The 11,562-nt window shown below is 58.4% G+C and carries 10 protein-coding genes; 4 read left to right on the top strand and 6 right to left on the bottom strand.

The genetic code is table 11. The features are described from left to right. Positions 1–104: 104 nt before the first annotated feature. The 6 genes from RI563_RS10445 to RI563_RS10420 all read right to left on the bottom strand — a co-directional run bounded on the left by RI563_RS10445 (position 105) and on the right by RI563_RS10420 (position 6,829). Positions 105–464 (bottom strand): FHA domain-containing protein, encoded by a 360-nt coding sequence (locus RI563_RS10445; RefSeq protein ID WP_310694323.1) that lies wholly within the window; start codon positions 462–464, stop codon positions 105–107. Between the two features lie 17 nt (positions 465–481). After that, positions 482–1,132: an FHA domain-containing protein gene (locus RI563_RS10440; protein WP_310694322.1), complete on the bottom strand. Its 651-nt coding sequence runs from the start codon at positions 1,130–1,132 to the stop codon at positions 482–484. A 22-nt stretch (positions 1,133–1,154) separates the two neighbouring features. Continuing rightward, on the bottom strand, positions 1,155–1,964 hold the full coding sequence (locus RI563_RS10435; RefSeq protein WP_310694321.1) for a Stp1/IreP family PP2C-type Ser/Thr phosphatase: 810 nt from the start codon (positions 1,962–1,964) through the stop codon (positions 1,155–1,157). A gap of 13 nt (positions 1,965–1,977) precedes the next feature. Then, positions 1,978–4,512: a serine/threonine-protein kinase gene (locus RI563_RS10430; protein WP_310694320.1), complete on the bottom strand. Its 2,535-nt coding sequence runs from the start codon at positions 4,510–4,512 to the stop codon at positions 1,978–1,980. Between the two features lie 178 nt (positions 4,513–4,690). Continuing rightward, positions 4,691–6,481, bottom strand: coding sequence for an aspartate--tRNA ligase (gene aspS / locus RI563_RS10425; protein ID WP_310694319.1), 1,791 nt, complete (start codon positions 6,479–6,481; stop codon positions 4,691–4,693). Positions 6,482–6,583: 102 nt separating this feature from the next. Then, positions 6,584–6,829 (bottom strand): zinc ribbon domain-containing protein, encoded by a 246-nt coding sequence (locus RI563_RS10420; RefSeq protein ID WP_310694318.1) that lies wholly within the window; start codon positions 6,827–6,829, stop codon positions 6,584–6,586. 197 nt (positions 6,830–7,026) lie between these two features. On the opposite strand from RI563_RS10420, the gene RI563_RS10415 reads away from it, so the two are divergent. The 4 genes from RI563_RS10415 (at position 7,027) to RI563_RS10400 (ending at position 11,210) form a co-directional block, all read left to right on the top strand. Further along, positions 7,027–8,592 carry a thymidine phosphorylase family protein gene (locus RI563_RS10415; RefSeq protein ID WP_310694317.1) on the top strand — a complete coding sequence of 522 codons (1,566 nt, stop codon included), beginning with the start codon at positions 7,027–7,029 and terminating at the stop codon, positions 8,590–8,592. A gap of 18 nt (positions 8,593–8,610) precedes the next feature. Further along, positions 8,611–9,492: a ribose-phosphate diphosphokinase gene (locus tag RI563_RS10410; protein ID WP_310694316.1), complete on the top strand. Its 882-nt coding sequence runs from the start codon at positions 8,611–8,613 to the stop codon at positions 9,490–9,492. A 3-nt stretch (positions 9,493–9,495) separates the two neighbouring features. Then, positions 9,496–10,155: a DUF1614 domain-containing protein gene (locus RI563_RS10405; RefSeq protein ID WP_310694315.1), complete on the top strand. Its 660-nt coding sequence runs from the start codon at positions 9,496–9,498 to the stop codon at positions 10,153–10,155. A 221-nt stretch (positions 10,156–10,376) separates the two neighbouring features. Next, on the top strand, positions 10,377–11,210 hold the full coding sequence (locus RI563_RS10400; protein ID WP_310694314.1) for an SDR family oxidoreductase: 834 nt from the start codon (positions 10,377–10,379) through the stop codon (positions 11,208–11,210). Positions 11,211–11,562 lie beyond the last annotated feature (352 nt).

The raw sequence follows: 11,562 nt of genomic DNA, 5'->3' as shown, positions 1-11,562 counted from the left end.
TGGCAGTTGGCAGTTGGCAGTTGGCAGTTGGCAGTTGGCAGTTGGCAGTTGGCAGCAAAAAAACTAAATTAGAATTCTGTTAACTACCAACTGCCTACTGATAACTAATTGTCCGGGAGATAGATGGCGGTCTGTTCGTAGTGCTCGTCATCAGCACCACTGTCGAAAGTGAACTCGTGACTGCCGATACGGATTTCATCGCCATGCTTGAGGAGCTGGCGAATGATCTTGGTGTCGTTGACGATGGTACCGTTGGTACTGCCCAGATCTTCCAGGTAGACGTCGTAGTAATTCTCCAGGTAGTCATTCGGCTTGAGAACCAGCCGGGCATGGCGACCGCTGACGGCCGGGTCATCCAGCTGGATATCGTTGCCGGCCTGACGGCCGATATGCATTTCCTTTTTATCGAATGCATAACTGCTCAGCGTCAGTCCTTCATGTTTGAGTAACAGTTTGGCCGGCATAGAGGGGTTTCCGTTTCTCAGGCCTCTTCGAAGCGCATCTGGGTGTTGGACACTTCGATGACATCGCCGGGATTGAGCTGCTGGCTTTCGCTTTTCAGCGCTTGCCCGTTAATCATCGGCGGCTGGCTGGCAGTACCGCTGCCGCTCATGCGCATCAAAAAGTAATTCTGGCCGCGCCGGGCGATGACCGCCATCTGCGAGCCCGGCGTGCCCAGTGTGGTATAGGGCTTCGTCAACGGAAGGCTCTCACCCGACTTGGCGCCGGAGAGTACTTTTACCTGATAGCTTTTGGGCGGCGGTGCCGAGGGCTGCGCGGGGGCGGACGACTTGCCGGCCGAACCGCTATCTGCGGAAATAATGACGGTGCTTTCGAAGTCCTCGGCATTGTCATCCACGTACTTGAATTCATGGCGACCGATGCGCACCACGTCACCGTGATTCAGCTGTCGCTTGCTGACTTTCTTGCCGTTGAGTAACACCCCGTTGGTGCTGCCCAGATCCTCGATATAGGCATGCTGCAGCATCAGAAAAGCGGCATGGTTACCGCTGACTGTCGGATCATCGAGCTGTACATCGTTGCTGGGCTTGCGCCCGACGGTCATCCTTTCCTTGCTCAGCGGATATTCCTTCACGACCGCGCCGTTGTGGGTCAATATGATTCTTGCCATTACCAGAAAGCTCCGCTCAGGATTAATCGTCTTCTAATCCGCTGGAATCGGAAAAAGCCTGTTGCAGGCATACCAGCACTATCGAAATATTGTCCTTGCCGCCCTTGTCATTTGCAAGCCCGACAAGGGCCTGTGTTGCCCCTTCAAGATTACAGCCAGCGGTCTCGGAGCGGTAGTCCCGCAGCAGGCTGATAATCTCGTCGTCATTGACCAGGTCGGTCAGCCCGTCAGTGCACATGAGATACATATCGCCGTGAGCCACTTTCTCTTCATTGACATCCACCTCGACGGTATCGGCAATCCCCAGCGCCCGGGTAATCAGATTACGGCTGGCCGACAACTGGGCTTCTTCCTGACTCAGATAGCCATTATCCACCATTTCCTGCACCAGGGAATGGTCGCTGGTGATTTGTTCGAGTTTATCATCCCGTAACCGATAGGCGCGGGAATCCCCTACGTGGGCGCTGATAACCCGATCGCCCTGAAAGAGGTTCAGGACGATGGTCGTCCCCATACCATTATAAGCGAAGTTCTCCCGCGCCATGCGGTTAATCTCGTCATTGGCATAGGTGATCGCCTCGCGCACCGCATCACGCAAATCAATGCTGTGGCTGACCTGCATATCCGGATCCAGCACATCGCGCAGCGCCTCCTGGATACTGTTGACGGCAATTTCGCTGGCCACTTCGCCGGCGTTATGCCCGCCCATGCCATCGGCCACGATCACCAGCCCCAGGTCCTTGTCCCAGGCAATATGATCCTCATTGTGTTCACGCATCTGGCCAACGTCCGAGACCCCGTAAATCACCAGTTTTGCCGAATCACCCAACATTGATTTTCCTACCCTAATGCTTCTTGGTTAACCGTTCCCGACAACGGGTCAGGGCCTTGGCCATCTGTGCGCCACTCTGGAACCGGCGTTCCAGTTCCTTGTGCAGTGACTTGTTAATAACCTGGCTGACACAGGACGGCAAATCCGGACGGAACATGCGAATGTCCGGGTGTTTCTCATTGGCAATCTTGTACATCAGACTGGCCAGTGAATCGGCAATAAACGGCAGTTCGCCGGTGAGCATCTGATACAAAGTGACGCCCAGTGAAAACAGATCCGAACGCCCGTCAACCTTGGCACCGGCCAGCTGTTCCGGCGACATATAGGACGGGCTCCCGAGAATGGTGCCGGTTTTGGTCTTGCTGGTATCGGTCAAACAGGCCACGCCAAAGTCGGTCACCTTCACAACGCCGTTATCGCGATCATAGATCATATTGGCCGGTTTGATATCACGGTGTACGACACGCTCGTTGTGCGCGTAATCCAGGGCCTCAGCCACCTGTACAATGACATCGAAGGTTTCCTGCGCCGGCAACAGCCCCTCGGACTTGGCATACGCCATCAGGTTCTCGCCCTTGAGATAGTCCATGGCGATATACGAGAGATCCTGATCCTCGCCGACATCGTAAATCGTCACGATATTGGGATGATGCAGGCGCCCGGCGGTTTCCGCTTCACGGAAAAAGCGTTCCTTCACATCCGCCAGTTTATCCCCCTCGAACTCCTGTGACAGGCTCATGGTCTTGATCGCGACACTGCGACCGATTTTCGGATCATGACCGAGATAGACCATTCCCATGGCGCCACGCCCCAGCTCGCTGTCGATCATATACCGGCCGATCATCGGCTTTTGTACGCCGGGATTGCTGATAATCAGCGTGCCATCGGACGGCGCCGAACTCTTGCTGTTACCCACCACAAACTGTTCGGAAACTTCCCGGTTACGTTGCAACCGTTCCTGCACATCACTGAAATTCTCGTCATGCGAGGCAATGTATTTGAATACCGCGACTGCCTTGTTGTACTGGCGCTTGCGCTCGTAATCCAGACCCAGGTTATACAACTGGTTTAACAACGAGGCATCGACAATACAGTGGCGATATTTTTCAAAGGCCTGATCCAGCTGTCCCTGGGTGTGATACTGCTGGCCCAGGGCCTGATTGGCCTCGGAGAGTTCCAGATGAATATGCCGCACCTGATCCTGCAAAAAATGCTTGGCGCTGAGTACCAGATGACCAAACAGCAATAAGGCCACCGGGGTCATCAAGGGCAGCCACATGGAATGTGCCAGCATGGCAATAAAATGGGCATTAAGCAGGCCGATTAGAATCAGCGCGGTAAGCGCCATGCCTGTACTGAGTCGAAAACGCGGCAGCACAAACATCAGATACAGACCAACGATCAGGATCAGCAGCCATTGTGCGAGATTGGCCCATGGCGGCACCTCGAACAGATCGGTGCTCAACAGGCTGGAGACACTGTGCGCGGAAGCGAGTACCGGCGGCATGGCCTCCCCGATCGGGGTTTGCAGATTACGGGTGTATTGCGGCGCGGTCAGCCCGATGAGGACGGTTTTATTGCGAAACAGCTCACTGTCGAGCTTGTCGTCCAGCACATCGAGAATGGAAACCACCGGAAAGGCCGGTTTGCCTTCCTTGCCGCGGTAAAAGCGCGGGTAGATACGCAGATTGTTATCGGCATTGATGTTCTGATCCGCCAGCGCAACGCCCCGCTCCAGATGCACATTGATCTGCGAGGAGTTCAGATGCAGGGTGCGCGCGGCCACCATCAGGGTAAATGACGGCAAGTAATGCTCGCCATACCGGAACACCAGCGGTTCGGCACGCAGGCTGGCCTGTCCGGCGTTCCCCAGGTTGATAACGCCGGCACCCCCGGAATACTCGGCCAGGGTTTCAATCGGCGGATAGATGCGATCAATCACCGGCACCGGTTCGGGCAAAAACCGTTGATACCACTGTTCGGGATCGGGGATACCGTTGACCTGTTCCAGATGGTACTTGTGCAGATACTCCGGAAGCCGGACGTCACGACGAGTCGCTCTGTTGCCGGCGTATGGAATCGCCAGCACCACCCGGCCGGCATAGCGCAGGGTGTTGGCAAAGTCCTGATCGGTTTGCATCCGTTGCTCAGCCTGGTTGGCCAACTCGAGCAGGCGCCGATTGCCGCCTTGCTTTTGCAGGGCGTCTTTTAATTCCTGGAGATATTCAAGACCGATGGCTTGCTGCTCACCATCGAACGGCAGGGCAAAACCGATCACCGAGGGCTTCATGGCCGCAATCTGGCGGGTGGCCCGGGCCAGAACATCGCGTGGCCAGGGCCAGCCGCCACGCTGGTCGACCGCGGCCTCGTCGATCGCTACCACGACCACGTTTCGATCCACGGGCTGGCTGGCGGCAAACCGGGCGCCGAAGTCATACCCCACGTTTTCCAGCGGGCGCGTCACATCAGTCACGCCGCCCAACAGGAAAAGCCCGGCCACAACGAGGCCGAGAAACCAGTCGGTTCGCCAGTAGGGTATCTGCTTCACTCTTGCTCCATTACAACGGGCTTGTGATTATCAGTTTATGCCCGCCCGATGCGGCACGATGGCCGCCGGGGATCTGCCCACACCAATTATCGGCAGAAAAGAGAATGACATGAGCTAACCTGTTAATAAAGGCGAAATTGGGCAACTTGCGAAGCGGCTTCGAGCGCCCGCGCCCAAATCAACCGCTCGATTTTTCCCTGGCCGGTGGATTGCGCAGTTTGATGTGCAGTTCGCGCAACTGGGCCTCGCTGACCGGTGACGGGGCCTGGGTCAGCAGGCAGCTGGCGCTCTGGGTCTTGGGGAAGGCCATCACGTCGCGGATCGACTGGGCACCGACCATCAGCATTACCAGCCGGTCCAGGCCGAAGGCCATGCCGCCGTGAGGCGGGCAACCGTAATGCAGCGCATCCAGCAAAAAGCCGAATTTCTCCTGCGCCTCAAGCTCCTCGATGCCCAGGGCCTGGAACACCTTGCGCTGGACTTCTTCACGATAGATACGCATGGAGCCGCCGCCGATTTCGGTGCCGTTGAGCACCATGTCGAAGGCCCGTGAGCCGCAGTTGCCCGGATCCGATTCGAGCTTGTCGAGATCGGCCTCGGCGGGTGAGGTGAAGGGATGGTGCAGCGAGTACCAGCGCTGGGTCCCCTCGTCCCACTCGAACATCGGGAAATCGACCACCCACAGCGGCTGCCAACCGTGCTCCAGATAGCCTTTTTCGTGGCCGAGCTTGACCCGCAGCGCGCCGAGCGCCTCGTTGACCACCGTGGCCTTGTCAGCGCCGAAGAAGATCAGATCGCCATTTTCGGCCTCCGTGCGCTGCAAAATGGCCTCGACGGCCTCATCCGGCAGGAACTTGAGAATCGGCGATTGCAGCCCTTCGCGCCCCGCCGCCATATCGTTGATCTTGATATAGGCCAGGCCGCGCGCGCCATAGATGCCGACAAAATCGGTGTAATCGTCGATCTCCTTGCGGGTCAGCTCGCCGCCTTTGGGCACCCGCAGGGCGGCCACCCGGCCCGCCGGATCCTTGGCCGGACCACTGAAGACCTTGAACTCCACGCTTTGCATCACATCCGCCACATCGACCAGCTCCAGTGGAATGCGCAGATCGGGCTTGTCCGAGCCGAAACGGCGGATCGCCTCGGCGTAGGTCATGCGCGGGAAAGGATCGTGCAGTGGGATTTCCAGGACATGGGCGAAGACATGCCGCAGCATGCCCTCCATCATCTGCATAATGGCTTCCTCGTCGAGGAACGAGGTCTCGATGTCCAGCTGGGTAAATTCGGGCTGGCGATCGGCGCGCAGATCCTCGTCGCGGAAACAGCGCACGATCTGGTAATAGCGATCCATGCCGGCGACCATCAACAGCTGCTTGAACAGCTGCGGCGACTGCGGCAGGGCGAAAAAGGCGCCGTCGTGAGTTCGGCTCGGCACCAGGTAATCACGCGCGCCCTCCGGGGTCGCTTTGGTCAGCATGGGCGTCTCGATCTCGAGAAAGCCGTTGTCGTTCAGGTAATTACGAAACTCGGTGGTGATCTTCGAGCGCAGCTTCATGCGCTGCAGCATTTCCGGGCGGCGCAGATCGACATAGCGATAGCGCAGGCGATGCTCCTCGGAGACATCCTCGTCATCGAGCTGGAACGGCGGGGTTTCCGAGTGATTGAGAATCTCCAGCTCCAGGCCCAGCACTTCGATCTGGCCGGTCGGCATGTTGGCATTCTCGGTCCCCTCGGGACGACGGCGCACCCGGCCGGTGACCCGCAGCACGTATTCGCTGCGAACTTTCTCGGCCAGCATGAAGGAATCGGGGTTATCGGGATCGTAAACCACCTGCAGCAGCCCTTCGCGGTCGCGCAGATCAATAAAGATCACGCCGCCGTGATCGCGACGGCGGTGAACCCAGCCGCAAACGGTGACTTGTTGATCGATATGAGATTCGTTGATCTCGCCGCAGTAATGGCTACGCATGAGAATTCGGGGCCTTGTGCTTGGGACAAGGCGGGAATCTTACGGATTGGCGGGGGTCTGTGCAACCGGGGAATCACCCCGGTGGCCCGCATGGAGCGGGTTTCAGGCGGTTTTCTTGCCGTCGCTGCTTTTACTCCCTTCGCCCCCGGCCAGGTTCTTGCGATTGCCGGACTTGAAATCGGTTTCATACCAGCCACTGCCCTTGAGCCGGAAACCGGAAGCGGAGATCAGTTTTTTCAGCGCCGGCTTGCCGCAGGCGGGGCACTCACTCAGGGGGGCATCACTCATCTTCTGGATGGCTTCCAGAACATGATCGCATTGCTCACACTGGTATTCATAAATCGGCATGGGGCAGTTCCTCGTACGCAAGCGGGTTAACGGGCCAAGTCAGGTTATTATATAACCGGTTTGAGGCAGACACACCTGTTTCAATCAAAATAGGGCCGGATTTCCCCGGATTCAATACCCGGGGATTCAATACCCGGGCGGTAGTTGGGATTCGCCGCCCATTGTGCCACAATCCCCTTATTTCAAGCGGTTATAGCATGACACAATCCCCTGCCCCTGAGGACAACGGCGACAAGGCCCGGCTCAAACTACGTCGCGTCGCCATCGACACCTATCACGAAAACGTCGCCTACCTGCACCGCAATTGCGAGCTGTATCGCGCCGAGGGTTTTCAGGCCTTGAGCAAGATTGTGATCATGGCCAATGGCCGGCGCATCCACGCCGTGCTGAACGTGGTGGATGACGAGGCCATCGTCGGCACCGAGGAACTGGGCCTGGCGGAGCAGGCCTTCGCCCAGCTGGACATGCAGCCTGGCGAGCCGGCCTGGGTGGTCCATGCCGAGCCAGTCGAATCGATGGATGCGGTACGTCGCAAGATACGCGGTGAGCGCCTGTTGGCCGAGGATTATCAGGAGATCGCCAGCGACATCGCCGCCAGCCGCTATTCCAAGATGGAAATGGCCGCGTTTCTGGTGGCCTGTACCCAGTCGGGCCTGGATCGCGAGGAGACACTCTACCTGACCCGCGCCATGGCCGACACTGGCGAACATATGCACTGGGATGCCCCGCTGATCACCGACAAACACTGCATCGGCGGTCTGCCCGGTAATCGCACCACCATGTTAATTGTCCCGATTGTCGCCGCTCACGGCCTGCTGATGCCCAAAACCTCAAGCCGCGCCATCACCTCGCCGGCTGGCACCGCCGACACCATGTCGGTGCTGGCCAGGGTCGATCTCAGTCCACGCAACATGCACCAGGTGGTCAACAAGACCCGCGCCTGCCTGGCCTGGGGCGGGCGGGCGCACCTGGCTCCGGCCGACGATATCCTGATCTCGGTGGAACGGCCGCTGGGTATCGACTCCGAATCGCAGATGGTCGCCTCCATCCTGTCCAAGAAACTGGCCGCCGGCGCCACGCACCTATTGATCGATATTCCGGTGGGCCCCACTGCCAAGGTGCGTCACATGAGCCAGGCCCTGCGCCTGCGCAAACTGTTCGAATACATCGGCGATCGCATCGGTATCCATCTGGAGGTGGTCATCAGCGACGGCAGCCAGCCCATCGGTCGCGGCATCGGCCCCATGCTCGAAGCCCGCGATGTAATGCAGGTTCTCGAAGGCGATCCGGACGCCCCCAGCGACCTGCGCCAGAAAGCGCTGCGCCTGGCAGGCCGGATCCTGGAGTTCGACCCGGACGTGCGCGGCGGCCAGGGTTATGGCATCGCCCGCGACATCCTCGAAGACGGACGCGCCCTGCGCAAGATGCAGGAAATCATCGCCGCCCAGGGCAAGATCGATTACGCCTTTATTGCCGGGCCGCTGAACATCGAGATCAAGGCCGAGAAAGACGGCGTGGTCACCATTATCGACAATTTCCGGCTGGCCAAGATCGCCAGCCTGGCCGGCGCACCGATGGAGCGGGCCGCCGGGGTGGATCTGCTCAAAAAGCTGGGCGATCCGGTGACCCGGGATGAGCCGCTGTATCGCATCCACGCTGCCTTTAGTGCCGATTTCAATTTCGCCCGCCATCTGGCCGAGCAGGACAGTGGCTACCGGATCGGTCACCCCGATGAAATCAGCCATACCTATATGGAAATCTGACCCGATGGAAAGCGGCCTGTGACTCTGGTACTCGGTTTTCCCGACGAAACGGCGCCGGCACAGCGACTGGCGGCGGCATTGCAGCTCGATTACGCCGCCATCGAGGCGCACCGCTTTCCCGATGGCGAAAGCCGCCTCACCCTGCCGCCGGAACTGCCGCCGACCGTGGTGCTCTATCGCAGCCTGGATCATCCCGATGCCAAACTCGTGGAGCTGCTGCTGGCGACCCGGACTGCCCGCGAACTGGGGGCCGAACGGATTATCCTGATCACGCCCTATCTGTGTTACATGCGCCAGGACATGGCCTTCCATCCCGGCGAGGCCGTCAGCCAGCGTATCATCGGTCACTTCCTGGCCGACCTGGCAGACGCGGTGATCACCGTGGATGCGCATTTGCACCGCATCACTCACCTGAACCAGGCCATTCCCCTGCCCCAGGCCCGCAACCTCAGCGCCGCACCGCTGCTGGGAGAGTTTTTACAAAAACAGAGCCGGGATGCTCTGTTGCTCGGGCCGGACGAAGAGTCCCGCCAGTGGGTCGAACAGGTCGCCAGAGCCGGCGATTTTGATTTTGGTGTCGCCGACAAGGTGCGCCACGGCGATCGCGAGGTAAAAATCCGTCTACCCGAACTCGATTACCCGCAGCGCCGGGTCGTACTGGTAGATGACATGATCAGCAGCGGCCACACCCTGGCGGAAACCGCCGGCCAGCTCTACCGCATGGGGGCCAGCAGTGTCGACGCCCTGTGCACCCATGCCCTGTACGATGCCGGGGCAACCAGCTTGTTAGACCAGGCCGGGATAGAGACCATCTGGAGCTGCGACAGCGTGCAGCATTCCAGCAATGCAATACAGTTGGCTCCGCTACTGGCCGAGAGCGTCATGGAGATACTGAACTAGATTATGCGTTCCCCCGGCAATTATCTGCTGCTGTTTTTCGTTGCCCTGCTGCTGATCCTGTTCATCCAAATCCAGATCTTCTCGCTGGTGCTGAGTAAACTCGGGCTGTCTCCCGACTCGGCCGCCCTGTTACTGATAACAACCCTGTTCGGCAGCGCCGTCAATCTGCCGCTGGCGAAGATCAAGGCACAGGCCCCACCCGAGCCGCCGCCGCAACCGCAACTTCCCGATTACTGGCCGTTCAAAATGCCGCCGTTCACCGGTTACACCGTGATCGCCATCAACGTGGGCGGGGCAATGGTACCGATCCTGTTCTCCCTCTATCTGTTTCTCAGCCAGCCCCTGCCGCTGCCGACCGTCCTGCTGGCTATCGCCATCGTCAGCGCCATCAGTTACGGCTTCAGCCGGCCCGTTGCCGGGCTGGGTATCGGCATGCCCATTTTCATTGCCCCACTGACCGCCGCCATCACCGCCCTGTTGCTGGCCCCGGAACACAGCCCGCCACTGGCCTATATCTGCGGCACCCTGGGCGTGCTGATCGGCGCCGATCTGCTGCGCCTCAAAGATATTCCCCAACTTGGCACACCCATCGCCTCCATCGGCGGCGCGGGAACCTTCGACGGCATCTTCTTCACCGGCATCATCGCCGTGCTGCTGGCGTAAAAAGATCAAAACGCAGAGGCGCGGAGGCGCAGAGAACGCAAAGAAGAGATTAACCACGAAGACACCAAGACACGAAGAAAAAATTATTAAAGATAGAGTCCGTTACAAGATTTCTGGTGTTAATTGATTATCACTTCATATGAATAAAAACTCTGCGATCCTTTGCGTCTCCGCGCCTCTGCGTTAAAGTTCTTCATCACTAACGGCTACGACGTCAGATTATGAATAAAAACAGGAAAAGCATTCTGATTACCGGCTGTTCGTCGGGGATTGGCCTGTGCGTGGCGCGGGGGTTGCGGGAGCGTGGTTACCGGGTGTTTGCCACGGCGCGACGCGAGGCGGATGTGGCGAAGCTGAACGCAGAAGGCCTGGAGAGTCTGCGGCTGGATCTGGATGACTCGGATTCAATTAACGCGGCAGTCGATGAAGTGCTGGAACGTACCGGCGGTACGCTGTATGCCCTGTTCAACAACGGGGCTTACGGTCAGGCCGGGGCCGTGGAAGATTTGCGCCGCGAGGTGTTACGCCGGCAATTTGAAACCAACCTGTTCGGCTGGCATGAACTGACCAATCGGGTTTTGCCTGTTATGCGCCGGCAGGGTTACGGACGGATTATTCAAAACAGCTCCATCCTGGGACTGATCGCCCTGCCGTTTCGCGGCGCCTACAATGCCAGCAAGTACGCGCTTGAAGGCTTGTCCGATACCCTGCGCCTGGAACTGCGCGGCACTGACATTCATGTGTCGCTGATCGAACCCGGTCCGATTACCAGTCACTTTCGCGCCAACTCCTTTGCCGCCTATCAGAAGAACATCGACCGGGATAGCAGCCCGTTCCGGGACCACTACCTGGCTATGGAACAGCGCCTGACTAAAAAAGGACCCGCGGTACCGTTTACCCTGCCGCCGGAGGCGGTCCTCAAACGCGTCCTCCACGCCCTGGAAAGCCGACATCCCCGTCCCCGTTACTACGTGACCTTCCCGACTTATCTGTTCGGTTACCTCAAACGCCTGCTCTCGACACGTTTACTGGACAAACTGCTGGCCAGGATATAAATCCAGCACTCCACAGGTTATGTGACTACTGTCACATTCCGATTGCAGGCCAGTTATCCACCGGCCGAATCGCCTTAGCCCTGTAACTGCCTGAATATACACAAGCGTCGCGAATGACCTGAGCTAATCTTGTAGGATTATTCCGACAAAGATTCGAGTTTGTCGGAATAATCCTACAAATTTGCACGCCAAAGCGACTCAAGGTGTTTTGCATAGCGCCGATTGATTGATCAGCCTGTAAGGGAAAACCCGAACCGTCGGAAACTGGAGGTCTGGCAATATGGAAAGCAATCTGAACATCTGGGTAAAACATATCACGGAGCAGGATTTACCGATTTTCAATCACACCGCC

This window comes from Thiohalophilus sp. (assembly GCF_031581315.1).
Taxonomy (GTDB): domain Bacteria; phylum Pseudomonadota; class Gammaproteobacteria; order UBA6429; family Thiohalophilaceae; genus Thiohalophilus.
Note: the sequence above shows the minus strand (reverse complement) of the source record. Positions and strands in the feature narration are given on the sequence as shown.